Source organism: Pseudoalteromonas rhizosphaerae (assembly GCF_028885455.1).
GTDB classification, from domain to species: domain Bacteria; phylum Pseudomonadota; class Gammaproteobacteria; order Enterobacterales; family Alteromonadaceae; genus Pseudoalteromonas; species Pseudoalteromonas rhizosphaerae.
Genome location: NZ_CP118496.1, coordinates 2,530,500 through 2,554,869, shown reverse-complemented (window position 1 = coordinate 2,554,869; position 24,370 = coordinate 2,530,500). Strand labels below are relative to the sequence as shown.

Annotated in this window: 24 protein-coding genes; 11 read left to right on the top strand and 13 right to left on the bottom strand. The window is 40.9% G+C overall.

What is annotated here, in order from left to right:
* Positions 1–35 precede the first annotated feature (35 nt).
* A complete protein-coding gene (locus tag PVK79_RS10745) occupies positions 36–737 on the bottom strand; it encodes a hypothetical protein (protein ID WP_145238898.1) in 702 nt (233 codons plus the stop codon).
* Positions 738–1,197: 460 nt separating this feature from the next.
* On the opposite strand from PVK79_RS10745, the gene PVK79_RS10740 reads away from it, so the two are divergent.
* On the top strand, positions 1,198–2,199 hold the full coding sequence (locus tag PVK79_RS10740) for an ATP-grasp domain-containing protein (RefSeq protein WP_257326711.1): 1,002 nt from the start codon (positions 1,198–1,200) through the stop codon (positions 2,197–2,199).
* Positions 2,200–2,438: 239 nt separating this feature from the next.
* The gene (locus tag PVK79_RS10735; protein ID WP_257326710.1) at positions 2,439–3,596 is read left to right on the top strand and encodes a benzoate/H(+) symporter BenE family transporter; all 1,158 of its coding nucleotides are present in this window, start codon (positions 2,439–2,441) and stop codon (positions 3,594–3,596) included.
* A gap of 158 nt (positions 3,597–3,754) precedes the next feature.
* Here PVK79_RS10735 and PVK79_RS10730 read toward each other — a convergent pair whose 3' ends face one another.
* From PVK79_RS10730 to PVK79_RS10685, 10 genes are all read right to left on the bottom strand, one after another.
* A complete protein-coding gene (locus PVK79_RS10730) occupies positions 3,755–4,798 on the bottom strand; it encodes a DUF2955 domain-containing protein (protein ID WP_145238906.1) in 1,044 nt (347 codons plus the stop codon).
* A gap of 12 nt (positions 4,799–4,810) precedes the next feature.
* Positions 4,811–5,872 (bottom strand): HlyD family secretion protein, encoded by a 1,062-nt coding sequence (locus PVK79_RS10725; protein ID WP_182819651.1) that lies wholly within the window; start codon positions 5,870–5,872, stop codon positions 4,811–4,813.
* Between the two features lie 3 nt (positions 5,873–5,875).
* Positions 5,876–6,352 carry a MarR family winged helix-turn-helix transcriptional regulator gene (locus tag PVK79_RS10720; RefSeq protein WP_257326709.1) on the bottom strand — a complete coding sequence of 159 codons (477 nt, stop codon included), beginning with the start codon at positions 6,350–6,352 and terminating at the stop codon, positions 5,876–5,878.
* 131 nt (positions 6,353–6,483) lie between these two features.
* Entirely contained in the window at positions 6,484–7,377 is an 894-nt protein-coding gene (locus tag PVK79_RS10715; protein ID WP_257326708.1) for an FAD:protein FMN transferase, read from the bottom strand.
* Positions 7,378–7,401: 24 nt separating this feature from the next.
* Positions 7,402–8,706 (bottom strand): DUF3570 domain-containing protein, encoded by a 1,305-nt coding sequence (locus PVK79_RS10710; RefSeq protein WP_257326707.1) that lies wholly within the window; start codon positions 8,704–8,706, stop codon positions 7,402–7,404.
* Positions 8,697–8,918 carry a DUF4266 domain-containing protein gene (locus tag PVK79_RS10705; protein ID WP_182731994.1) on the bottom strand — a complete coding sequence of 74 codons (222 nt, stop codon included), beginning with the start codon at positions 8,916–8,918 and terminating at the stop codon, positions 8,697–8,699. The genes PVK79_RS10710 and PVK79_RS10705 overlap by 10 nt, the downstream gene beginning before the upstream one ends.
* A gap of 9 nt (positions 8,919–8,927) precedes the next feature.
* Positions 8,928–9,401, bottom strand: a complete 474-nt coding sequence (locus PVK79_RS10700) for a TlpA disulfide reductase family protein (protein WP_182819660.1) — start codon at positions 9,399–9,401, stop codon at positions 8,928–8,930.
* 295 nt (positions 9,402–9,696) lie between these two features.
* Entirely contained in the window at positions 9,697–10,581 is an 885-nt protein-coding gene (locus PVK79_RS10695) for a spermidine synthase (RefSeq protein ID WP_149980333.1), read from the bottom strand.
* Complete coding sequence (locus PVK79_RS10690) at positions 10,574–11,194, bottom strand: fused MFS/spermidine synthase (RefSeq protein WP_182735482.1); 621 nt, start codon at positions 11,192–11,194, stop codon at positions 10,574–10,576. The genes PVK79_RS10695 and PVK79_RS10690 overlap by 8 nt, the downstream gene beginning before the upstream one ends.
* A 361-nt stretch (positions 11,195–11,555) precedes the next feature.
* Positions 11,556–13,637, bottom strand: coding sequence for a TonB-dependent hemoglobin/transferrin/lactoferrin family receptor (locus PVK79_RS10685; RefSeq protein WP_257326704.1), 2,082 nt, complete (start codon positions 13,635–13,637; stop codon positions 11,556–11,558).
* Positions 13,638–13,780: 143 nt separating this feature from the next.
* Here PVK79_RS10685 and PVK79_RS10680 point away from each other — a divergent pair, with 143 nt between their 5' ends.
* From PVK79_RS10680 to PVK79_RS10665, 4 genes are read left to right on the top strand one after another with little or no spacing between them, the layout of a single operon-like run.
* Positions 13,781–14,590, top strand: a complete 810-nt coding sequence (locus tag PVK79_RS10680) for a heme/hemin ABC transporter substrate-binding protein (protein WP_149980331.1) — start codon at positions 13,781–13,783, stop codon at positions 14,588–14,590.
* Entirely contained in the window at positions 14,587–15,633 is a 1,047-nt protein-coding gene (locus PVK79_RS10675) for a FecCD family ABC transporter permease (protein WP_145238934.1), read from the top strand. Before PVK79_RS10680 ends, PVK79_RS10675 begins: the two co-directional genes overlap by 4 nt.
* The gene (locus PVK79_RS10670) at positions 15,633–16,424 is read left to right on the top strand and encodes a heme ABC transporter ATP-binding protein (protein WP_257326702.1); all 792 of its coding nucleotides are present in this window, start codon (positions 15,633–15,635) and stop codon (positions 16,422–16,424) included. The genes PVK79_RS10675 and PVK79_RS10670 overlap by 1 nt, the downstream gene beginning before the upstream one ends.
* Positions 16,421–17,155 (top strand): HugZ family pyridoxamine 5'-phosphate oxidase, encoded by a 735-nt coding sequence (locus PVK79_RS10665; RefSeq protein ID WP_182717315.1) that lies wholly within the window; start codon positions 16,421–16,423, stop codon positions 17,153–17,155. Before PVK79_RS10670 ends, PVK79_RS10665 begins: the two co-directional genes overlap by 4 nt.
* A 126-nt stretch (positions 17,156–17,281) precedes the next feature.
* Here PVK79_RS10665 and PVK79_RS10660 read toward each other — a convergent pair whose 3' ends face one another.
* A complete protein-coding gene (locus PVK79_RS10660; protein WP_149980329.1) occupies positions 17,282–17,782 on the bottom strand; it encodes a lactoylglutathione lyase family protein in 501 nt (166 codons plus the stop codon).
* 103 nt (positions 17,783–17,885) lie between these two features.
* Here PVK79_RS10660 and PVK79_RS10655 point away from each other — a divergent pair, with 103 nt between their 5' ends.
* From PVK79_RS10655 to PVK79_RS10640, 4 genes are all read left to right on the top strand, one after another.
* On the top strand, positions 17,886–18,755 hold the full coding sequence (locus PVK79_RS10655) for a LysR family transcriptional regulator (RefSeq protein ID WP_182759744.1): 870 nt from the start codon (positions 17,886–17,888) through the stop codon (positions 18,753–18,755).
* Positions 18,756–19,163: 408 nt separating this feature from the next.
* A complete protein-coding gene (locus tag PVK79_RS10650) occupies positions 19,164–19,613 on the top strand; it encodes a GyrI-like domain-containing protein (protein WP_182759745.1) in 450 nt (149 codons plus the stop codon).
* Positions 19,614–20,057: 444 nt separating this feature from the next.
* Positions 20,058–20,267 (top strand): cold-shock protein, encoded by a 210-nt coding sequence (locus PVK79_RS10645; protein WP_145238950.1) that lies wholly within the window; start codon positions 20,058–20,060, stop codon positions 20,265–20,267.
* 185 nt (positions 20,268–20,452) lie between these two features.
* On the top strand, positions 20,453–20,662 hold the full coding sequence (locus tag PVK79_RS10640; RefSeq protein WP_016706518.1) for a cold-shock protein: 210 nt from the start codon (positions 20,453–20,455) through the stop codon (positions 20,660–20,662).
* A gap of 243 nt (positions 20,663–20,905) precedes the next feature.
* Here the strand turns inward: PVK79_RS10640 and PVK79_RS10635 are convergent, their stop codons facing one another.
* Positions 20,906–21,736 carry an alpha/beta hydrolase gene (locus tag PVK79_RS10635; protein WP_425607886.1) on the bottom strand — a complete coding sequence of 277 codons (831 nt, stop codon included), beginning with the start codon at positions 21,734–21,736 and terminating at the stop codon, positions 20,906–20,908.
* A gap of 309 nt (positions 21,737–22,045) precedes the next feature.
* Here PVK79_RS10635 and katG point away from each other — a divergent pair, with 309 nt between their 5' ends.
* Positions 22,046–24,223: a catalase/peroxidase HPI gene (gene katG, locus PVK79_RS10630; RefSeq protein ID WP_182759747.1), complete on the top strand. Its 2,178-nt coding sequence runs from the start codon at positions 22,046–22,048 to the stop codon at positions 24,221–24,223.
* Positions 24,224–24,370 lie beyond the last annotated feature (147 nt).

Here is a 24,370-nt window from a genome sequence, read left to right as displayed (position 1 = left end):
TGTATTACTGTGTTAAAGTCTGCTCTGAAAAATTTCTATAAGTTATTACCTTCTGCTTTTGGTGCAAACGGATCCTCACCATTGCTTGGCTCTAATGTGGGTTGATTAGTGACTTGATGTTCCATGTGGTTTTTATAAAGATCTCGCTTTGCCGCAAGCCAACCATATTGCCCTTTACCTTCAAATACATAATTACCGCTTGGTGCAGTTAATTGGCCATATATAGCGTCTGCGCCAATAGTCATCACGGTGGTGTGAAATCGCCCATCAGCACCAAGCACTCGGCCAAAAATACTTTTATCACCATTGCTAGCAGCAATTACATTGGTAACCTCTGCGCTAAAGGTTTCAGCGGTTTGTGGAATAGCTAGATCAAAATTATCGCCTTGCTTGAGCTTTCTGAGCGCAACTAAGTCAAATTCTATATAAACCTCATTATGTAAATCTGTAGGCAAAAATCCTGAGGCTTTGAGAATCTGCTCTGCTTTCTCTGAGAGTCGATTAATAGCATCAAATTCATCATGTGTTTGATTTACAGCTACTTTAGGTTTAGCTAAAACTCTTGGTAACGATATATCTGGTGATGTTTTAGCCCCTAACTTAGGCGCTATAGTCGATAACTGAACGTCACTCGTAGGAACCGAATGGGTTACATTGCTTTCTTTGTAGATAACGAACTCATATAGCAAAAAAGCACTGATCGGAACGATAACAATAAATGCAATAGCCCTTTTCATTTGTCTCTCTTTTAGATCTAAAGGTTAATATATTGTTATTTTTACATCAGAGTAAATTAAATCGCAAGCATAAATTTGTTACCGAAAACAAAAACGAAACTTTCAATATTTATCATATTAATCTTACAGTTAATAAATTAAATATATAAAAGTTATGAATGAATAACTTTAATACTAAAAATACAACGCGTTAAGTTAACATTAGCTTATCAATTATACCTTTTGTAGTTACATACTTTATTGCAATAAAAAAACACCTACTATTGATTAACCAAAATGAGATATGAAAAATAATATTATCGTGACGATAAAATTTATTTGTTTTACTGCACATCAGATGAACCTCATACTCCGCGTCTTTTGCCGCAGACTCTCATCATCATAAGTGACTGTGAACATCTATAACGTAGTGAGCCTATTTTTTCTGTGAGCTGCGGATCAATACTCAAGAGGAAATACCATGCGTGGCTGGATCATTTATAAAGACAGTGCTGGATTACTAAAACAAGAGACCTACGAAGTAGAGCGTTTACTGGCCGCAGCAAAAGAAGAAGGTATCGATTTACAAGTTTTCTCTCCCGATCAATTTGATTTAACTATCACCCGCGAAGATGGCAAAAGCATTCTAATTGACGGTGTAACCACAACTTTGCCTGACTTTGTTATTCCTCGCATGGGCGCCAGCACCACCTATTTTGCACTAGCAATTATTCGCCATCTCGAGCGACTAGGGGTGTACTGCGTTAATAGCTCACAATCAATTGAGACGGTAAAAGATAAACTGTTTGCACAGCAAATTTTAGCTGAGCGTAACTTACCTACACCAAATACTATGCTGGTAAAATTTCCAGTAAATATCGACTTAGTAGATAGGCAAATAGGCTTTCCAGTGGTGATTAAAACACTTTCAGGCTCGCAGGGCAGTGGCGTATTTTTATCAAAGTCAAAAAGCGAATTTGACGATTTAATGCAATTAATTGAAGCCGCCAACCCGCAAGCGAATATCATCTTGCAACAGTTTGTTAAATCTAGCCATGGTCGTGATTTGCGAGTACTCACTATTGGTGGCCGTGCTGTCGCATGTATGGAGCGAAACTCTGGCGGTAAAAACTTTAAAGCGAACGTGAGTGCAGGTGGCACTGGTAAACCGCACCCAATTACTCCAGAGATTGAATGGTTAGCTACACAAACAGCTAATGTACTCAATTTAGACGTTGCTGGTATTGATTTATTATTTGATGATAATCACTTTAAAATTTGCGAAGCAAATTCAAGCCCTGGATTTGAAGGCTTAGAAGCTGCACTGGGGATCAATGTGGCTCGTGAAATCTTGCATTTTATTCGCATTCGCTTGGGTATTTTTGACCGCCCAGAGAATTTAAGCTTAGCCTTGGATGAAGACAGTAAAGCAGCGATGGAACAGCCTACTCCAAGCCCCATATTAAGCGCTGTAATACAGTAAAATTTTAGTCGTAAATAACGACTATTGCTTTGTATACTAAGCTGTCATTGGTGACGTGTGAAAACTGTTACACCGTCGCCATTACAAATCTAACACTTTATCACTACCTCAGAACATCAATACTTTCTCCAACCAGTAAGACCTTAGTCATAAGTAACCTCGAAAGATAAACACGCCCTAGCATCAAAGTAATATTTGTGTATAAATAGAACGATTGAATTCAACGATTTAGGAACCACATGCAACTCTCAAATCAACTATTAAACCGTTTAACTGCGGGCTTAGTTGCGGTGATCATCGGTTTTACCAGCTCTATCGCACTTATTTACCAAGTCGTTATTGTGCTAGGTGGCACAGCGGAGCTCGTTGCAAGTTGGGTACTTATGTTAGGTCTTGCGATAGGTGTCACTTCAATTGGCTTATCGTACTACTATAAAATCCCAATTTTAATTGCCTGGTCAACAACCGGTGCCGCTTTACTCATTACCAGTGCCCAAGGTTATAGTTTAAATCAAGCTGTAGGCGCATTTATGTTCAGTGCTTTACTGGTATTTATATCAGGGATCACTGGCTGGTTTGAAAAAATAATGCAACGTATCCCGAGTCAAATTGCTTGTGCAATGCTTGGCGGTGTTTTAGTGACTTTTGGCATAGATGTATTTAACTTTATGGGTGAAAAACCATTGCTAATTGGTGCGATGGTGCTGGTTTATTTAGTCTGTAAGCGTTTAATGCCACGTTTTTCGATGCTTATGGTACTGATTGCTGGGTTTGTAATGGCTGGCGTTACAGGGCAAATAGATACCAGCAGTTGGCAATGGAAAATGAGCGAGTTTGCGTTTATCGCTCCTGAATTTAATTTACAAGCGATGATCAGCGTAGGTATTCCGCTTTATATCGTTACCATGACTTCACAAAACTTGCCAGGCATTGCAGTGTTAAAAGCACATAATTACCCTGCACCCGTCTCTGCAGCGCTCAATGTCACTGGTTTTAGTAATATCCTTATTGCCCCCTTTGGTGGCTATGCCATTAATTTAGCTGCTATTACTGCGGCAATTTGCATGAGTGAAGATGCCGACAGCGACCCTAAAAAGCGTTACTGGGCAAGTATCGCGGGCGGTGGTTTTTATATCCTGATGGCGATTGGAGCAGCGACTCTAGTGGGTTTAGTGGCAAGTTTGCCACAAGCACTTATTTTAGCCTTGGCGGGGATTGCTTTATTCACCACCATTGCCTCGAGCTTACAGCAAGCTTTGTCTGATAGTTACTACACTGAGGCGGCAATGATCACTTTTTTGGTCACCGCCTCTGATCTTACTTTATTTTCTATTGGCTCGGCATTTTGGGGGATATTGTTAGGCGCGCTGACTTTATGGTTGATCCCGCGAAAATAACACTCGCAATAAATCAGCTTAACGCATCGTTGAGTAGCGATTGTGTTAATTAGTGGTTTATAAACTCACGCCTAAAGTGATCATTATTTAAACACAGTTAGTATAACAAAGTAATAACCGCCCTAGTGCATAAGGAACTGACTAAGGCGGTTATTATATTAGTCGAAAGTATGATGACGGGTGACACTAAACCGATTAAGAATATGATGCATAATATACACCGCACATAAACTCACGATTATCGCAACCGATACAGACGAAAACCGATAAAGCGCACTGTAAACCAAGTCTTGCCCAGGTCCGAGAGACTGACCAAATAAAATTCCAAATGTGGTAATAACCCCAAATCCAACACCAGGAATACCGCCACCTAAAATATGATAACGGCTAAATATAAAAGTTAAAATCCACAAGATCAGCGCCGGAAAAATCAGAATATCGGTGTGATTATACAAAAACAGCTGCGATACTAACGCTAAATTACAACCAATTAATGTGCCAATTGCTCGTTGCCAGCCAGCCATGCCAGCGGCTTTCCAGCACAAAGGAAACAAAATTAAGATCGATGCCGCTTGTGCTGAAATTGAATCTTGTAAATCAAATACCTGAAAAATCACAAACGACAGTGTAGCAACCGTAGCGCACAACAGTACTTCGTGGCGAATACTCTCTTTTGCTTTTGTTGGCATCACCCGACCTTGGCGTGGTGCAACATCAGGAAATACAAAGTGCATTAATACCGCCGCTAACACGGTCACTACGACTGCTAAACCATTGCTGATGATCAACGGATAAATACTCGTGCCATTACCAACATAACTAGAAAAGTGCAGTTGAATAGATAAACTAACGACACTTAAAGCACCAAACAAAAAGTTAGCACCACAGCTCATTTGATAAAACAAAAATGCAAACGCTAAAAAGCACAGCAAGGTCATCGCCACTGGTAAATGAGAAAATAAACCCTGTACTATTAATACAAATAACCCACTAAATGCCGCGCTGGCAAAAAACTGACGAATGATATGTGCATTTAAAATCGGCACTAATCCTAATAACAACATAGGATAAACGGTGAAGAAAATACCATTTGGCCAATTCATCAATTTACATAAACTAAATCCCAACGCGCTGCCGCCAGCGATACGCAACGCTTGCCGAAGGCCATTCTGGTCTAGTTTTACAGGGACTGATGCAGACATAATAAAGCCTTATTAGTAAATGTAATGCAGTAAACTGATAAAGCGAATTTGCATGACACCAAACCATTGCCCAATTACTGACTCAGGCAGTAGCTGCACTGTTGCACGTGCACCACTAGGTAGTTTACTTAATAGCTGTGCTTGCTCTAAATCAATGTGAATACGTTGGCGCTGCGCATCACGAACCCAGCGATTACTGCTTTCAGTACTGCTTAATAAGCCATTAGCATTGAGCTGCCCATTACTTACGCCAGCTTCAAAAGAGCTCACTGTAGCTGCAAATACTTGGCCTGGCAGAGCATCAAACGTTACTTTTGCTTTGCTGCCCACTTTGATATTAACTAACGATTTTTCACGAAAATCAGCCACTAAATCAGCTTTATTGGCCACAATAGCTAACATCGGTTGACCTTTATTAGCAAATGTCCCGGTGCTTACTTGCAAGTTTGCGACTTTACCATCAGCATCAGCAGTCACTATGCTGTATGATAAATTGAGTTTCGCTTGTGCCAGTTGGTTTTGCGCATGGCGTAATGCTAGGTTGTCTTCGCCTAATTGCCCACGTGCCAGTTTTGCCTCGGTTAACTGTGCTTCAATAGCTGCGACATTCGCTTTACTTGATTGATAATTAGCGCTAATTGTTTCGTACTCTTGCTCCGAAATAGACCGTTTTTTCAATAACAATTCACTGCGATCAAATAACAACTGTTGCTCATGCAGCTTGGCATTTCCAGCGGCTAGCTGAGCCTGTATCGCTTTAACACTGCTATCTAAGCGCTGGTTTTGCAACTGCGCATCAGCATAAGCCAGTTGTGCTTGCTCTAGTGCTAATTTAAAAGGGGCTGCTTCTATTAAAAATAGCGCTTCACCCGCTTTAATCGCTTGATTATTATTCACCAATACTTGGTTCACGCGGCCACTTACTTGTGGCGTTACTTGTACTACAGGGTGATATACGCGCGCTTGCGGAGTAACCGGTAAAAACATATCGGCAACGACAAAGTAAGCGAACAATAAAATAAACCCAACTAATGATATTTTTACATAGCGGGCAAATTTCTGATCCGGTGTCATGAATTATTTCTCTCCAGAAAAGTGGCTAATACAACGTCGAGCATTGGCTTCCATTTGCACTAAACCATAGGCCATAGTATCAAGCTGCTGCGTTGTAAGTTCTGCATAAAGTTGTGTTTTAACCTCAGTCATAATGTCTTTAAGTGCATCTAATAATAGTAACCCTTGCTCAGTAAAATAGATTTTACGACTACGTTTATCATCGCTGTCAATGCGACGGACAATAATCGCTTGTTGCTCTAACTGTTTAACTGTTCGCGTTAGTGAAGGCATTTCAATCCCCAAACTGCTAGCCAGTTCTTGTTGTGTAACACCTTGTTTTAAATGATGGATATGGATCATCGCAGTCCAACGAGATTGTGTTAACCCTAAAGGCTCAACAGCGAGAGTAACGGCATCGCGACAGAGTCGAAAAACGCGCCCCATGCTACCGCATAAACTTAAATCTAAAGTTTCATGAAAAGGAGGTGATGAAATCATAATAGTACCTAGTTACTTAGCATGCTAACTAGTTTAACATTACTTAGCATGCTAAGTAAATGTCAAAATGATCTAAAAAATAACGGCAAAGAGGGCTTTAAAAACGATTTAATATCACTGTGTTGAGCAAATTAGCGAATGATCCAATGGGGGAGGGGTTGTGAATCGAGCAATATCTGCGCATCGCGACCTTGTAGCATGGCCAGAGTTGCTAACATGCCTGCTTGTATACATTGCGGCGCAGCGACGGTAACAGAGCGCGGTGCATCAGTGATCGAACAGCCAGTGAGAGGGTTAAGAATATGGCTATAACGAATGCCGTCTTTTAATAAATAACGCTTAGCATCGCCACTGGTTGCCAGAGCGCCGCTGCGCAAAGACACCACCATAGTTTGTTGTTGTACAAAGCCCGGATGTTCAATGCCAATTTGCCAGGCTTGACCGTCACTACGCTCAGTGGTGACAGCTAAGTCGCCCCCTAAATTAACTAACGCTGCAACAGGGCTGTGTGCTTGGAGTAACTGAATGCATTTATCAACTGCATACTCTTTGCCAATCCCTCCAAAATCAAGCTCCATACCTTTAGGCAAGGTAATACTGGACTGATCAAACACAATTTTGTTGAAACCGATATTAGGCAATAATGCACTTATTTGTGCCGGAGTTGGCAGGTGGTCGGAACAATCAAAATGCCATACACGCCGTAAAATACCCGAGCTAATATCAAACAGCCCGTCGCTTAAATCAAAGCATAGCTTGGCAAAATTAAGTAAAGCATAGGTTTCGTCATCGATGGCAAGTGGCAGCCCTTGGCTTTGATTTATAGCAGAGCAAACACTTTGAGTATTGTAACGACTGTATTTCTGTTCAATACGCCACACTTCGTTTGCAACCAGCTGCCCAAGTTGCTCGCCAAGCCGCTGATCGACGCTATCGACTAACAATTCACAAGGGCTGGCCATAGCGTTAAATTTTACACTTAGTCCAGCGGCTTGCGGATGAATTGATATTGCTTGTGCAGCCACGTTAGTAACTTAACCTATAACTCGTTAGAATGAATAACTAAATTGTAGCACTACCGCATCCACACTTGGGAATAAATCAAGTGATGCCAGCGCACCAGGTTGCTCAAACCCATTATTGGTAGGCTGCTGAGTGTAATATTCAGCACGTACCGACATACTGTGGCCATTACTAAGCTTAGTACCGTATTCTAAACCCAGCGTGTAAGTATCCATTTCACCAATACGATAATCAGCACTAGCAAACTGCAGCAAAGGCGCTGCTGCATTTAAAAATGGCTGATAGAACTCTGCCGCCGATTGCTGATAGTAGCGAAAATGCGGTTCTAGGTAACTGTCGTCCCCCAGTAATAGACGCCAACGTGAATCAACCGTATGCGATGTTATCTCCCAGTCATCCCACATATAACGATATGAAAGGTCAACAATACTGTTGTCAAAATGGTATTTGGTTTGCCAATATAGGCTTTGCTTGGTACGTTCATCAGGGCGGTTCTCGTATTGATAATCTTGTGTTAAACCATCATTATTTACCACACTAAGCACTTTAAACGGATCCGTTTGGTAACCATCCACCATTGAATATGAATAGTTAAACTGCATTAGCATTCTACGGTTGATGATTTGCGTAACACCGACAAGTAAATCGGTGGTCGTTTTATCATCTTGATCTGTGCGTCGCGTACTGTTAAAAGTGTCGTCCCAAGCCGCACTTTCACTGTCACCAATTGGCATAGATGCAAATGCTTTCGGGATACCACCTTCGGGGGTAAAGGTATCGCTAAAATAACTGCCGCCCAACGACAAAGTAGTGTTCTTTTTATTAAAGTCGATGGCTAAGTTACCATTAACACCTAACGATAAATAATCATACTCTTTTGAAATATGCACGCCACCACTGACGGTATAATCCTGCGCCAAGGGTTGAGTCCACTGGGCATTAAGCTGTACACGCGTATCACGAAAGGTATCATCCAGCGGTGTTTCACCAGGCTGAATATCATACTGGCCATTGCCTGAAGGACGGGTAAATGTTTGTACATTCGGTTGTGCTACCGCGCCATTTGCTGAGGCACCCGTTAATGTATCTAAGGTTAGCCGTAAATTTAAAAAGTGCTCGTCAGCAAATTCTTTATTGGCGTTGATCATCGCCTCTGTTGCCATAACACGATCTGTTTCACCGTAATACAACACAGCGGTGTCAAACTGCCAATCTTTGTTTATTTGCGCCTCTGCAGGCGCTGTGCCTAGTAATGCGCAAGCAGCCAGCCCTAGTGCTGAAGCAATATTACTGGTTTGGTTCTTTTCGGTTTGTGAGTCGACTAGTTGCATCCGCAGCCTCCACCACCAAAGCTGCGTCCACCACTGGAGGCTTCTTTACTAAAGTAAATATGATCGTCAACCGCAGCATCTAATCCGCCACTGAGTGACATTTCATCTTTAGCTAATAGATCTCGTTGCCACGGTTCTACGCCAATACTGACACACCCAGTTGCAGATAGTATTAACATCGTTAGGAGACTATTTTTTATTAATTTTTTCATCATTACCTCTTAAGGCTGAACGGCTAATAACTGAGTTATTTCTTGCTCGTATTGCGCTTTTTTACTGTTCTTAAAGCCAATATGGCGATATTTTATTTTGCCATCACGGCCATACACATAACTACTTGGCATACCGAGTAAATCGAATTGTTTGCCTATTAGTGCATCAGGATCATAAATAATGGGAAAATCAGCAGGAGTGTGTGCTAAAAAATCAACCGCATCTTGATGCTCAACATCTAAGTTAACTGCCAACACCGTAAAGCCTTGCGATTGGTATTTTGTTTGCATTTCATTAAGCCAAGGAAAAGACTTACGACAAGGTGTACACCACGAAGCCCAAAAATCTAAAAATACCACTTGGCCTTTAAGCTCTGCTAACTTATCGGTTAGTTGTTGCTGACTGGAGATAACTGGCACAACGGTTTCTTTACTTAACACTGGCGCACTCACCATAGCAGTAAAAAGTGCCGTCACAAGCATAAACCGTGATACAGACCGAGAAATAATCACCACTTTTTAAGCCCCTAAAAATACCTAGAAAAATAATTAGTTTAACAATAGCAGGCAATTCTTAAGAAATACTTAAGACAAGCCTAACTATAACTTTCGCTCAAAGCACACTATCTATCATTGCAGCAGCAGGAACCTTAAACTAATCTATGAGAGAAGATTCGATTAGAAATTTAATCGGGTATTAACTTAAAAAGGGGGAATTAGCAGTTAGCTTTGATGGCCAGCAAGCTGGCCTAAGTGTAGTAACAAATGGGCGTAAACTTTAGAAATTGAGTAAGTTTGCGGGTGAGTACTGATCAGTGAGTACTTTTGTATCGCTAGGCCAGTCTTTATTATCTTTGGTCGAAATCATCCCTTCGCTCACCGCTTTGATATCAACGCGATAGGGGGCTAATAACGGGGTTAGCTTTTCTATTCGCTGTGCTAGCTGCACAGGACTTGGAAATTTATTAAAGCCAGCTAAAATAATTCGATTACTATTTTTCTCAGTGCTCACATTAATAAAGTCACCAAATACCGCTTCATAAGTGGCAGATTCATGCTCATAAAGTTTGCTTGATGAAAAGGTATTTGCCGCTACTACGCCACCATCAGCCAGTACACTTTTCACTTCCGCAAAAAACTCTTTAGTAAGTAAATGCTCAGGGATGTAATCACCATTAAATGCATCAAGAATAATCCAGTCATACTTGGCTTGTTGGATTGCTGCGCGTTTAATAAAAATACGCCCATCTTGTACTTTCGAAGTGACTTTATCGTTCTCTTTAAAAGCAAAATAATCACGCGCCACTTTTATAACTGCGGGATCAATTTCAACATTTTCAATCATGGCGTCAGGGTATAGCTCGCTGATCACATTTGATAAGGTGCCGCCGCCAAGCCCGATAATAAGTACATTTTTTGGATTGTCTATCAGTAGTAAACTGGCAAAAGTGAGTTTGGTATAATTAAACACTAGCTTTTGTGGGTTGCTTTTATATATGCAACTTTGACTGCTTTTACGGGCTTTTTCGTCAAACTTTAAACAGCGTAAATCGCCGGTCTCTTCAACTAAAATATTACGATAAAGCGACCGCTCTTGATGGATCACCTTAGCTTGGCTGCTAAACCCAATTAACAGTAAGGTCACGAGCAAATACTTAAACATTGTGTTTCTCCTTGTTAGCTAATTGATTTACGCCAATTGCCAATAAACCTAATAGCCCTAATGTCGTCGCGAAACCCAAAATAATGGTATTCACATCAAACGCTAGCACCATGTAAAACGAGGTAATAATAGTCCCTAAGGCACTGCCTAAGGTGCTGACAAAATACAAGCCGCCAGCGACTTGGCCGCTGTGCTCGCTATCGGTCACTAATAAACGCACAGAGTAAGGCGAAATCATGCCTAAAATAATAGTAGGGACAAAAAACAACGCTGTAGAGGCCAATAACGAGCCATAACGGCTGTCTTCTATGTGAGAAAAAATATACGCCATAATTGGCTGGGCAAATAATGCAATGGGCAGCACCATAATACTGGCAACTAAAAATATTAAACCATATTTGGTTAACGAAGGCTGGCGAATTGAAAGCTTTCCTCCCAATAAATAGCCAAACGATAAGCTGAGCATAAACACAGTAATAATACTGCCCCAAATATGCACACTACTACCAAAAAAAGGCGCTAAAATTCGCCCGCCAAGTAGTTCTATTCCCATAATACTAAAGCCGCTAGTAAAGGCTAAAAAATAAATTAAAGCATTGGTTTTTAAAGTCATGTAATTATCATTTTGTAACTTATTTGAAGCACTATACTAACGTGATGTAAACATAGCCGCCAGTGTAATAATTAATCGAGCCAACATAACTCAAAGCTACTTTTATAAACCAAGACAGTCTCACTTTAGTTATGGGGCAACATAAAGTCAGCCATCAGAGAATAGGGATTAATTTCACTAGCCTGCAAAAGTATTAATGCGCAAATATGATGCATGTTGTTTAGTAACTGTTAACCCCCTTTACAGCCTTTATTAACTTTAAAACCACGACTCTTTTATATCATCTAGGCAAAGGCTCAATGAATAAGTAAAAAAGCAGTAAGGTTAAAACGCTGCACCTACGCGCAGCGTTGATTACCTTTTAAAACTGATAACTTACGCGGGCAGAAAAGCTACGCCCGGGCTGGGTATATTGGCTAAAATCAGCCCCCTGAGATTGCCCTGCAATCAGTTCAAAGGGTACATATTTTTTATCTAGTAAGTTAATTACACCAATATTTAGCTGCCATGTTTGCCATTCATAACTTGCGTATAAATCCACAATACCGTAACCATATCCTTGCGTTGTTTTATCACCACTTGCATCTCGCACTACATCAGACTGTGATTTAGCAAAGCGCCATGCTGCGGTCCAATCAATATCGCCAAGTGCTGTTGTTAATTGTATTGAACCGTTTAATGGACTGATACTGGTTAACGGCTCGTCTGTTTCTTTGTTTTCGCCTTCAACATATGCAATATTTGCCTCAACTAAAACATTATCGCTTACATGCATCAACAAGCTCGCTTCAACACCGCTGATCTGTGTTTCACTAATATTTTGGTATTGGTAAAAAGTTTTATTTACATTCGGTATGAACGTTGGCTCAACAGCTGCAATTGCAACATCAATAAAGTCATCATAAGCGGCGTAAAATGCGCTTAAAGTAACGTTGATATCATTACCAGAAAAGCGCATGCCAAGCTCATATGAGTCGCTGCTTTCGGGTGCTAAATCTGCGTTTGGTAATATTTGATAAAATGGTTCAACACCATGGCTTTGATACGCTTGATCATGCGGGGGAATTTTAAAACCACGTACATATTGCCCATACCAAGATAAATTATCATTAACTTGATAAATCATCCCAAGTTTTGGTGAAAACGCAGATTCGGTAATGTCATCAAGCTCAGCATCGCTATAAAGCTCATCATCTTTAGCTGCTAATGAATAATAATCAAAGCGTACACCTGCAATCAAAGACCACGCGCTATTTGCAAATTTAATATTGTCTTGCATAAAAACGCCCACTAAAGAGGTATCAGCGCCAGGAAAAGCTTTTTGTTTTTGATCTGTAAAATCGACTGTTCCATCAGCCAATAAGCGTGTTTTATAACGTGGACGTGTTGTATCGTATATATCTACGTCAGCACCATAAACAAAGTTGTGGGTCGCATCTTGTAAGGCTATTTTTTTATTAAATACAGCCCTTAACCCTAAAATATCTTGTTCAAAGCCATAGTCGTTGTAATCGGTATGCGCTGCTGTAGCACTAATTTGATCACTTTGCTGCTCATAACGACTAAACGATACTTGCCAATGCCATTGATCAAACGCTGCTGTGGCCGCTTTTGAGTCGTAATCCAGCGCTAGCGACCAATTAGTATTTTCGTCTTTAGTTTCTTGGCTCGCTTTGGTGATTACTTGTTCAGTAGTTTGATTAAAATAATCTAAGGTGTATTTTAACGTGCGCTTTTCATCAAGTTGCTGCTCTAGTTTAACCAATAACGAATCTGATTTAGCATCATAACCAGGTAGGTTTTCAGTAAAGTTTTGTACTTCTTCGCTATCTCGGTGGCTATAAACGGCACTAACACCTAAATCTCCCAAATCTTTAGCCGCAGTAATATCTACCGACATTTGATTACTCTGACCTTGATATCCAAGCGCCACTTGAGCAAAACTGTTTTCGTTTAATAAATAATCGCTCGGATCTTTAGTGGTGATAACCACAATACCACCCAGTGCATCTGAACCATACAATGAAGACGCGGCTCCCTTGGCGACTTCAACTTGCTTTATCCCAGCGACATCAAAATAGCTACGACCAACCAAATAGCCGTCTCCGCCAGCATAACCATCGTTAGTTCGACGGCCATCTTTAATAAACACCACGCGGTTACCACCGACTCCTCTAATTGAAAGCGTTTGAGCCGCAGAGCCACTGCCCGTGCTTGATATACTGGGGTCATAACGAAACATTGTTTGTAAATCAACAGCCAATTTACGTTCTATGTCTTGCTCTGTAATCACAGTTACAGAGCCTGTTACGTCTTCAAGTTTTTGTTCAAACCGAGAACCGCTGACAACAATATGCTCACCAATTATCTCCTCGGCAATGGCAGAGCCCGAACCAAGTAGTAACGTTGCTAAAGCAGTAAGTTGAAAAGAAGGAAAATTCACATTAACTCCAAATGATAATTGTTGTTATTTAGTAGGGAAGGGATGTTACAACTAACTAAAAACAAGATCAATTATTTATGATAATCATTTTCATTTGCATTTAGTTGAGTATAATAATCGAAAATAATGATTGGAGTTTTTTTATGAGATACCTTTTTATATTGATTTTATTGACTGTTCACCCCCTAAGCGCGCAGGAGCGTATAGTGAGTGCTGGCGGTACATTAACTGAAATTATTTTTGCCTTAGATAAGCAAGATACCCTTGTCGCGGTGGATCAATCGAGCCTATATCCAAAACAAGCGACACAGCTCGATCAAATTGGTTATTACCGTGATTTAGCCGCAGAAGGTGTACTTTCGGTGCGCCCAACTAAACTCTTAGCACTTGAAGGAGCAGGACGAGCACAAGCGCTTGCACAAATAGAAGCCACTGGTGTAGAGCTTATCCACTATAAAAAACCCAACTCAATTAATGACTTACTAAATCTTGTTAAACGCCTTGGTAAAGACTTAAATGCGAACGACAAAGCCCAAGCCCTCGTAGCACAAATAAAAAATTCATTACCTCCAAAAGCGAGCACCGAAACACACAGCGCTTTATTTTTACTCTCAGCTAATGAGCGCGGGCTTGTTGCTGCGGGCACTGACACGGTTGCTGACTTATTACTTGATTATGCTGGAGTCACTAATTTAGGCGCTACACACAAAGGTTTTAAAGTAATAAATAACGAAGTACTTGCCGTAAAACAGCCCGATTTTTTAATCGCACCAGCCCATGTTGTTTATAGCCTTGGCGGTAAAGAGGCTTTTTGTAATCAACCAACACTGCGCTTATTAACAGCTGCAAAGCAGTGCCGATTATTGGTGATGGATAGCCTGCTATCACTGGGAATGTCGCCGCGCATAGCCACGGGTATTAAAGAATTAAGCGACTATAAAGCTACCTTATGAACACATTAACTTTGAGCCGTTTTAAGCCTGTTTCTATAACTGCAAACCAAAAGTGGATGCTGCTAATTACTGTGTGTATTTTTGCTCTAGCACTACTGAGCATAGGATATGGCCCCGCAGGCTGGGATTGGCGTTTAGCCATCGCATGGATTGCCCCAGAGTATTTTAATCAATTTGATGCGCTACAAATCAATGTGGTCACGCAAATACGTCTACCTCGATTTGTACTAGCTGTATTGGTTGGCTTAGTGCTTGCCCAAACTGGCGCTGCAACGCAAGCTTTGTGTCGTAATCCTTTGGCTGATCCATCAATTATTGGTATTAGCGCAGGCGCAGCCATGGTCGCGGTCGCCTTTATAGCATTTAGCGCCCAGTTTAATTTTAATGCTCAATACTATTTACCTTATGCCGCATTTTTAGGGGCATTGTTAGTGACCTCTTTAGTGTATTTAATTGCTAAGCAGCATAGGCAGGTCAATATAACCACACTAATTTTAGTGGGGGTTGCGATCAATTCTTTATCCTTTGCTGTTATTGGCTTATTAAGCTATTTCGCTGACGATAGTGCGCTTAGATTAATTAACTACTGGACGATGGGCTCATTAGGTGGTGCCAATTGGGATGCCATAACTCAAGCAACACCATTATTGCTACTGAGTATTCTTGGTCTGTGGCGACTCAAAGAACCGATGAACTTACTATTGATTGGCGAGTCTCAAGCACAGTATTTAGGTGTCAACACAGACAAGCTTAAACTGTATGTAATTATACTCGTGGCATTAGGTGTTGGTGCCGTTGTAGCACTTACTGGCTTGATAGGTTTTGTTGGCTTAGTTGTGCCACACATTGCCCGTTTAATGGTTGGCCCGCATTTACGTAAAATGTTACCGCTGTGCATGTTATTAGGCGTTGTTGTGCTGCTGCTTTCTGACTGGTTAGCACGTTTAGTTGTTATGCCTGCAGAGTTACCCATTGGTATTATTACCGCGCTACTTGGCGCACCTTTGTTTATTTATCTGATCATTAAAACTAAGCGAGGGTAATGATGATTACTTTTAATAACCTAAGTGTTGGTTTTGGCAATCACAGTGTTTTAAAAAACATAAGTGGGCACATTGCAAAAGCTCAACTAGTAGCACTGATAGGCGAAAATGGCGCAGGAAAATCAACACTGCTGCATGCTTTAGCCGGGCATTATGACTTTAAAGGCGAAGTACGGTTTAACAATTATCCTCTGAGTACATTGTCTCAAGCACACTTAGCCACTCAACGAGCAGTAATGATGCAAAGCAATCTTGTTGGCTTTGATTTTAGTGTATTTGAGCTCATTGCAATGGGACGCTACCCCTATGCCGAGTCTCTTAAAATGCAAGCTGAAAAAGTCCACAAGTATGCCGCACTCATGGACTTAACCCAGTACTTATCCCGCCGTGTCAGTAAGCTTTCAGGCGGTGAGCAACAGCGCGTTCATATGGCGCGTACTTTGGCTCAGTTAGATGCTTTTTCTACTCATACCAAGCCTAAATTAATGCTGCTTGATGAACCTACATCAGCACTAGATATGCGCCATCAACATGCTCTATTGAGTTGTGTTAAAGCATTTGTAGAGCAGGGCAACAGTGCCATTATAGCCATTCACGATTTAAATTTGGCCAGCCTTTACGCAACCGACGCTATTTTATTACACGATCAAAAAATACTCGATAGCGGGCCAATAAACACAGTACTTACAGAATCTAATTTACAACAAATGTACGCCATGAAACTGCATGTTAATTCTCATCCATATAACAATGCACCCATGGTTTTTTCTCAACGTCAGGAGTTTTCATGAGAGAGCAAGCATTAAGCGATGCACAAAAGCTGGTTTTTAAAACCCATGCTGGTGTTATGTCGACTATTTCTTACAACTTAAGAGGTTATCCGTTTGGTTCGGTAACCCCTTATATGTGTGATGAGCAAGGCCGCATCTACTTTTTTATTAGCGATATAGCCCAACACACTAAAAACTTAAAGCACGATTCTCGTATGAGCTTAACTATTTTTGATGCCGCTGACCGTGGCGACCAAAACGAGCATGGCCGAGTCACACTGGTGGGCGATGGTTGTGAAGTTGCAGGCCCTCAGGCCGAAATACTGCTTAACAAATACATAGCGTTATACCCAGAAGCTGACAGCTATCGGAACGCCCACGACTTTAAATTATGGCAATTAGATGTTGTGCGAGTTCGCTTTATTGGCGGCTTTGGGAAAATATTTTGGCTTGAAAAAGATGAGTGGCAAAGCGCTGCTAAAAGCTGGGACGAAGATCAAGAACAAAGCATGATCACCCACATGAATGAAGATCATCAAAATGCAATGGCTCTAATATTAGCTCAGCATTATTGCGTATCAGATAATGCACCGGTTATGAGTGGCATACTGCCACAGGGGTTTTATATTCAAAGCCAACAACGTAATTATTTTATTAGCTTTGAAAACGTGTGCGAGACACCACAAGCAGTGCGAAAAGCGCTTGTTGCCTTAACCACAAATGCTCGCAATAGCATAGAAGAGCCAGCATAAGAAAACAAATAAATCACATGTGTGGTTATAACGCTTAGCACTACTAACCCAGTAGTGCATTTTCGGTATCAGAGGTCGCAGTAACTAAGCTGCGGCTGTTACAATTTAACACTGATGCCAATTAATTTAGTATGCACCTGCGCTGTAAATAAGCTCATAACTGTGGCTGTAAATCTCGAGAATGTTACCAAACGGGTCTTCCATGTAGATCATGCGATACGGTTTTTCACCTGGGTAGTAGTAACGGGGTGCTTCCATACGCTTTTTACCGCCAGCTTCAACAATACGCTCAGCAAGGCCTTCTACATCTGGATCTTGAACACAAAAATGGAATATACCGGTTTTCCAGTATTCAAAGTTGTCAGCTGGGTTTTCTTGATTTTTAAACTCAAAAATTTCTACACCAATACGATCACCTGTTGAAAGGTGCGCTATTTTAAATTTTTCCCATTGTTCACCAAATACTTCAGTACACATTTCGCCTATTGGGCTTTTGTCTTCGGTAATTAAAGTCGGCTCCATAATGGTGTACCAACCCATTACTTTGGTGTAAAACTCAACGGCTTTTTCAACATCGGGGACCGAAATTCCAATGTGCGAAAAACTACGTGGATAGGTATGACTCATAATAATGCTCCTGTTTAACTATGCTTAGTTGATGGAGTTAGTTTACGAACCGACCTGTATTAAGTAAAATTATCATTAATCATCATTTTGAGTACGTTTTATAATGATAAATCCTACATGGTTACATACCTTTTGCACCTTGGTGGAAGTAAATCACTTTACCCAAACTGCAGAACGCCTTTATATGACCCAGTCAGGCGTAAGCCAACACATTAAAAAGTTAGAGCAGCAGGTTAATTGCGCATTGCTTGAACGCCATGGCAAGCAGTTTACCCTTACCGCACAAGGGCAAGGCTTATATCAAAAAGGAAGCCAGTTACTAAAAGAGTGGCAGTTTTTAGAGCAACAACTGCATGACGACTCACCCTACAGTGGCAATATAAAGATTCAATCACCAGGCAGTTGCGGGCTTAAGTTTTATAATCAATTACTTGATTTACAAGGGCAACATAAAGCACTCACTATTGATTATAGTTTTGCCCCAAACGAAAGCGTGGAACAGGCCGTTGCTAATCACAATGCTGATATTGGTTTTTTAACTCAAGCCCCAACGCTCAGCGAGGTTACCAGCCATAAAATCGGCCAAGAAGCACTATTATTAATTACACCAACCGGTTACCAAACTCCAAGCTGGCAAAACTTATGCGAACTTGGCTTCATTGCTCACCCTGATGCAAAACATCATGCGCAATTATTGTTAAGAGAAAACTACGCGGAATTTGAACACATTGAGCAAATAAAACGCTCTGGTTTTTCAAACCAGATTAATTTAATTCTTGAACCTGTCAGCCTTGGTCTAGGTTTTACTGTGCTACCGGCACATGCTGTGAGTGCATTTAGTAAACCACAGTTGATTAACGTCCATCCATTACAGCACCCGATCAGCGAATCTATTTATGTGTGTTATCACCGTAATCGGCCTTTGGCAAAACGAATGAGTAAAGTGATCGAGGTGATCAAAGCTGGGCTGTAACTGTTTGCAAAAAAGTGAAGTCGTTGCAACAAAAGGTTTAGGGCGTGTTGACCTTTCGTGATTAATTTTACAGCAGTATGTTTGGTATTTAGGCAAGGCAGAGCCTATGTAGTGTGGTTGTTCCCCATAAATAGGCGATAACGCAGTATAAATTCCAAACATGCGCTGCCCAAAGGGTTCTTCCTAGGGGCGATTAACTCTTTGTTGCTCGATTTTTACTTAGCCCACTAGGTTACAAACCTCGCGCCGCGATTAAATCGCCCCTAGATTGAACAAATTTCAATCCACAAAGGTCAACACGCCCTAATCACCAACAAAAAATAAACCCTTTTTATAGCGTATTTATTAAATACTTCATGCTTTTTCTGTTAAGTTAATACTGAGTATTAATGCTAAAGGATAGTCTCAATGGAAGTAAAACAGCTAGCAAGTAAGACCTTAACCGGCTTAAAAGTAAGAACATGCAATGCCAATGAAATGAATGCTGGCACAGCAAAGATAGCTGAGCTTTGGCAAAAATTTGGCGAAAAATATACCTCAAAACTCACAAAAGACAGTAAAGTCTATGGTGTTTACACTAACTACGAGAGCGATGTGACCGGTGATTTTGATGTCATTGCCTGTAGCGATGAGCAATCAATTAACCTTCGTGATTCAGTAACAGTTACAACGCACGCAGGGAGTTATTTAGTCTTTAGTGGCGAAGGCGAAATGCCCGACGCTATAATTGATTTATGGGGTGAAATTTGGCAATACTTTAGCTCAGATGATTGTCGTTACACTCGTACTTATACCAGCGACTATGAATATTATAAAACCGCAACTGAAGTAGAAATAGCGATCGCAATTGCTGAATAAATAAGGAGTCTGTCGCTGTTCAAATGAGCGCTGAGTTCCTTTTTTTCGTGGGGGGGAGTGTGGGATTTCGCACTTCCCCAATTAAAAATATTATCTCATTCAACTAAATTTAATCCCACTAAAAATAAGTCTACACTCCATACCTAGATCACTTTAACAAAGCGAATGCAGAGACGGTAAGCATGGCTACGACTCTTCTTATTTAATCAATATATGTTCACAAAATTAACTTGGCTTTAAAAAGAAAAGTAAATAAAGCTTGTTATATGGTTTAAGTTACTGTTATCCTGCTCTGCATCGGGTTGATAGAAAGCCCTGTTTATTTGTAAGTACCACGTTGTTATTAGTAATAATCCTTCGCGCTATCCTCAGTTAAATGCTTGTTTTCTTCCTGTTAAATTGCCTAAATTAAGGCACACTTTTATTAATTCTTAGGATACTATTATGTCTAATACAACAACTGGTTCAGTAAAATGGTTTAACGAAGCTAAAGGTTTTGGTTTTATTGAACAAGAGTCAGGCCCTGACGTTTTTGCTCATTTCAGCGCAATCTCAAGCGATGGCTTTAAGACTCTAGCTGAAGGCCAACGTGTACAGTTTACTGTTACTCAAGGTCAAAAAGGCCCGCAAGCTGAAAATATCGTTAGCATCTAATTTTTAATTAATGGGTTAGTAATAACCCGTTAATGCACTATAAGTTTGAAAGAAATTCTGTTTATTTGTACGTACCACGTTGTTATTAGTAATAATTCATCGCGTTATCCTCAGTTAAATACTTGTTTTTTCAGCTAAACCGCCTGATTTTAGGCACACTTTTATTAATATCTAGGATATCTATTATGTCTACAACTACAACTGGTACAGTTAAATTTTTCAACGAAGCAAAAGGTTTTGGTTTTATCGAGCAAGAGTCAGGTCCTGACGTTTTCGCTCATTTCAGCGCTATCAGCGGTGACGGCTTCAAAACTCTAGCTGAAGGCCAACGTGTACAGTTTACTGTTACTCAAGGTCAAAAAGGCCCACAAGCTGAAAACATCGTTTGTATCTAAACGATTGTTTTAGTTAATACGTTTTAACGTATTAAAAACCCACTGATATTAATTTATCAGTGGGTTTTTTTATACCAATCGTGTTAAGTTATTGGTAGTTTATAGCGACGGATAAATAGAGTGATAACAAGGCATAAATTTTGATATGTAGTTGTTCTACATGAAAATTTATAACGCCGTTAGCGCTTTATTTAGCACGCTAGAAAGGCTAAATATTTAAGTCGATTGGTATTAATATCTGCGCTATTTTGCGTATAGCCAATCTAAACCTTGGATCAGCGTGGTTGGAAATGCCGTCGCATGCTTTGCTCCTTCAATGATAGAAAACTCAAGCTGTATATTTTTAGCATCCCCTTGACGTATTTTACTCGCTAACTTACTAGCTCCAGTTACCATATCTTGCCCTTCGCCAAATTCAGGTGTCTCTTTACTACCTACCGATAAGTAAACCCTAACGTCTTGCTTAGCTGTAGTAATCGACTGAGATAATATGCTCTCATTATCAAACCACACCGACGGGCTACCAATAATGTAACTTTCAAACATATTAGGCTGGGTAAAAAGTACATGAGCAGCAAATAAGCCCCCCAATGAATTACCTACTAAAGTACGTTGGTTCGGGGTCACACGGTAATTACTTTGCATATAAGCAAACACATTATCACGAATAAAAGCAGCATGTTGCTCGGCCTTACCCGTTTCGAGCTGCCAATCATTTGCTTTACTTGGTGTGTAATCTCTAATACGGCTTGATGACCCTTTAGAGCCTTGCGAATAACCAATTGCAACGAGTATTGCTTCATTCATGGCGCCACTGTTCATAGCAAAACGCGTCGCCCCGGATGCCACTTGAAACGCATACGAGCCATCAAGGAGGTAAACAACAGGGTATGTTTTATCTTTATTTCGACTGTAACTGCGCGGGAGCTTTATAAATAAAGGATAGCTAAGCTTTGCCTGCTGATCGGTAAGCTCTATAACCGCACTTCTGGGGATTTCAAACGATTGCTCAGCAACGCTGCTAAAAGTTGAAAACAAAATAAGAAAGCAAACTAAACACTTCAAATTAACCATTTTTAATTAATAACTCTTTTTTATAATTAATTCAGACAGCTTATCAAATAACTCAATATACGTGTGGCCATTTTACTGCCACTACTTTTTAACAATAAACATCAGATTAATCGATAGCTGCAATCGCTTTAAATCGTGATTTAGCGCTAGTTTTTAATCGTTAATCTTCTATATTGGTACAAAGGATGAACTTAAACAGGGTTTATCAATCAATATATTACATTCAGTAGCAAGTTAATTGTTATGAACTAAGCTTTTAAACACAGTGAGTTATAGACCGAGTTTTATATTCCGATAAAGGAGCTAAAAATGAGCAATTCAGGTGCGGGTAAATGCCCAATCATGCATGGTAGCAATACACAATCGTCTAATTCCAATACTAATTGGTGGCCAAAGGCCTTAAATTTAGACATTCTTCATCAACACGATACTAAACCTAATCCCTATGGCGATGACTTTAATTACGCTGAAGAATTTAAAAAATTAGATCTTGAAGCCGTTAAAACCGATTTAAAAAATCTGATGACACAAAGCCAAGATTGGTGGCCTGCCGATTGGGGTCATTATGGTGGCTTGATGATCCGTATGGCGTGGCACTCAGCAGGATCATACCGTTTAGCTGATGGCCGTGGTGGTGGCGGTACAGGTAACCAACGCTTTGCTCCTTTGAACTCATGGCCTGATAACGCTAACCTTGATAAAGCACGTCGCTTACTTTGGCCTATCAAGAAAAAATACGGTAATAAGTTATCGTGGGGAGATTTAATTATTTTAGCAGGCAATATGGCTTATGAATCAATGGGCTTAAAAACCTTTGGTTTTGCCGGCGGGCGTGAAGATATTTGGCATCCAGAAAAAGACGTCTATTGGGGCGCGGAGAAGCAATGGCTTGCGCCAAGTGATGAACGTTACGACAACGTAGCAAAACCAGACACCATGGAAAACCCGTTAGCTGCAGTGCAAATGGGGTTAATTTATGTTAATCCAGAAGGCGTAAACGGCCAGCCAGATCCACTCAAAACTGCGGCACAAGTACGCGAAACTTTTGCTCGAATGGCGATGGATGACGAAGAAACCGCAGCGCTCACGGTAGGTGGACATACGGTGGGTAAAACCCATGGCAATGGCAGCGAAGAGAATCTTAGCCCAGAGCCTGAAGCCGCAGATGTATTTGAGCAAGGCCTAGGTTGGAACAACCATAAAACGCGTGGGATAGGCCGCGATACTATGACATCAGGCATAGAAGGTGCGTGGACAACTCACCCAACTAAATGGGATAACGGTTATTGCTATCTGCTGTTAAATTACGAATGGGAGCTTACCAAAAGTCCAGCGGGTGCAAACCAGTGGGAGCCGGTAAACATTAAAGAGGAAGATAAACCTGTTGATGTTGAAGATCCATCAATTCGCCTAAATCCGATTATGACCGATGCCGATATGGCAATGAAGATGGATCCAAGCTATCGCAAAATTATCGAACGTTTTTATAATGATTTTGACTATTTCACCGATGTGTTTGCACGGGCTTGGTTTAAACTCACTCACCGTGACTTAGGCCCTAAATCTCGCTATTTAGGTGCAGATATACCAAGCGAAGATTTGATCTGGCAAGATCCCATCCCAAGCGTCGATTACACCTTATCTGATGCTGAAATTAGCGAGCTTAAAGACAAACTGCTAAATGCAGGCATTAGCGCCAGTGACTTGATCAGCACTGCATGGGACAGCGCCCGTACTTACCGTGGCTCTGATCATCGCGGTGGCGCCAATGGCGCACGCATTCGCTTAAACCCGCAAAAAGATTGGCAAGGTAACGAGCCAGAAAAACTTGCTAAGGTATTAACGGCTCTTGAAAAAGTGCAAGCAAGTTTAAGCAAACAAGTGAGTTTAGCGGACTTAATTGTACTTGGCGGTACTGCTGCAGTTGAACAAGCTGCAAAAGCCGCGGGTGTCGATATCACCGTGCCATTTGCAGCAGGTCGCGGCGATGCGAGCGACGACATGACCGATGCAGAGTCGTTTGATGTATTAGAACCAATTCATGATGGCTTTAGAAACTGGCAGAAAAAAGATTATGCCGTTTCAGCCGAGGAGCTACTTTTAGAGCGAGCACAACTTATGGGGTTAACTGCCCCTGAAATGACGGTACTACTTGGTGGGATGCGTGTACTAGGCACTAACCACAGTGGCAGCCAGCATGGTGTATTCACCGATAATGTAGGCACATTAAGCAATGACTTTTTTGTTAACCTAACCGATATGAACTATCGCTGGGAACCGGCAAGTAAAAGCACGTATAACATTATTGAGCGCAGCTCCGGTAATACTAAATGGACCGCTACCCGTGTTGACTTAGTGTTTGGCTCCAACTCTATTTTAAGAGCACTTGCTGAATTTTATGCGCAAGACGATAACAAACAGCGTTTTGTACAAGACTTCGTTAATGCATGGGTGAAAGTAATGAACGCAGACCGCTTTGATATTTAATTAAAGCAAAAAATGTATAACTTAAGCGCGAGAGTTAATATTCTCGCGCTTTTTATGTCAAAAACCGAAAATTCGTATTTGTAAAAATAAAATAGACTGTAAACCCCCATTACAACTTGGCTAAAAATACTACAGGAAAGCGAGTAA

Bases quoted from the DNA above. Each gene is read 5' to 3' on its own strand.
- PVK79_RS10745 (WP_145238898.1), bottom strand. From the start codon at position 737: ATGAAAAGGGCTATTGCATTTATTGTTATCGTTCCGATCAGTGCTTTT.
- PVK79_RS10740 (WP_257326711.1), top strand. From the start codon at position 1,198: ATGCGTGGCTGGATCATTTATAAAGACAGTGCTGGATTACTAAAACAA.
- PVK79_RS10735 (WP_257326710.1), top strand. From the start codon at position 2,439: ATGCAACTCTCAAATCAACTATTAAACCGTTTAACTGCGGGCTTAGTT.
- PVK79_RS10730 (WP_145238906.1), bottom strand. From the start codon at position 4,798: ATGTCTGCATCAGTCCCTGTAAAACTAGACCAGAATGGCCTTCGGCAA.
- PVK79_RS10725 (WP_182819651.1), bottom strand. From the start codon at position 5,872: ATGACACCGGATCAGAAATTTGCCCGCTATGTAAAAATATCATTAGTT.
- PVK79_RS10720 (WP_257326709.1), bottom strand. From the start codon at position 6,352: ATGATTTCATCACCTCCTTTTCATGAAACTTTAGATTTAAGTTTATGC.
- PVK79_RS10710 (WP_257326707.1), bottom strand. From the start codon at position 8,706: ATGCAACTAGTCGACTCACAAACCGAAAAGAACCAAACCAGTAATATT.
- PVK79_RS10705 (WP_182731994.1), bottom strand. From the start codon at position 8,918: ATGAAAAAATTAATAAAAAATAGTCTCCTAACGATGTTAATACTATCT.
- PVK79_RS10700 (WP_182819660.1), bottom strand. From the start codon at position 9,401: ATGCTTGTGACGGCACTTTTTACTGCTATGGTGAGTGCGCCAGTGTTA.
- PVK79_RS10695 (WP_149980333.1), bottom strand. From the start codon at position 10,581: ATGTTTAAGTATTTGCTCGTGACCTTACTGTTAATTGGGTTTAGCAGC.
- PVK79_RS10690 (WP_182735482.1), bottom strand. From the start codon at position 11,194: ATGACTTTAAAAACCAATGCTTTAATTTATTTTTTAGCCTTTACTAGC.
- PVK79_RS10680 (WP_149980331.1), top strand. From the start codon at position 13,781: ATGAGATACCTTTTTATATTGATTTTATTGACTGTTCACCCCCTAAGC.
- PVK79_RS10675 (WP_145238934.1), top strand. From the start codon at position 14,587: ATGAACACATTAACTTTGAGCCGTTTTAAGCCTGTTTCTATAACTGCA.
- PVK79_RS10670 (WP_257326702.1), top strand. From the start codon at position 15,633: ATGATGATTACTTTTAATAACCTAAGTGTTGGTTTTGGCAATCACAGT.
- PVK79_RS10665 (WP_182717315.1), top strand. From the start codon at position 16,421: ATGAGAGAGCAAGCATTAAGCGATGCACAAAAGCTGGTTTTTAAAACC.
- PVK79_RS10660 (WP_149980329.1), bottom strand. From the start codon at position 17,782: ATGAGTCATACCTATCCACGTAGTTTTTCGCACATTGGAATTTCGGTC.
- PVK79_RS10655 (WP_182759744.1), top strand. From the start codon at position 17,886: ATGATAAATCCTACATGGTTACATACCTTTTGCACCTTGGTGGAAGTA.
- PVK79_RS10650 (WP_182759745.1), top strand. From the start codon at position 19,164: ATGGAAGTAAAACAGCTAGCAAGTAAGACCTTAACCGGCTTAAAAGTA.
- PVK79_RS10645 (WP_145238950.1), top strand. From the start codon at position 20,058: ATGTCTAATACAACAACTGGTTCAGTAAAATGGTTTAACGAAGCTAAA.
- PVK79_RS10640 (WP_016706518.1), top strand. From the start codon at position 20,453: ATGTCTACAACTACAACTGGTACAGTTAAATTTTTCAACGAAGCAAAA.
- PVK79_RS10635 (WP_425607886.1), bottom strand. From the start codon at position 21,736: ATGGTTAATTTGAAGTGTTTAGTTTGCTTTCTTATTTTGTTTTCAACT.
- katG (WP_182759747.1), top strand. From the start codon at position 22,046: ATGAGCAATTCAGGTGCGGGTAAATGCCCAATCATGCATGGTAGCAAT.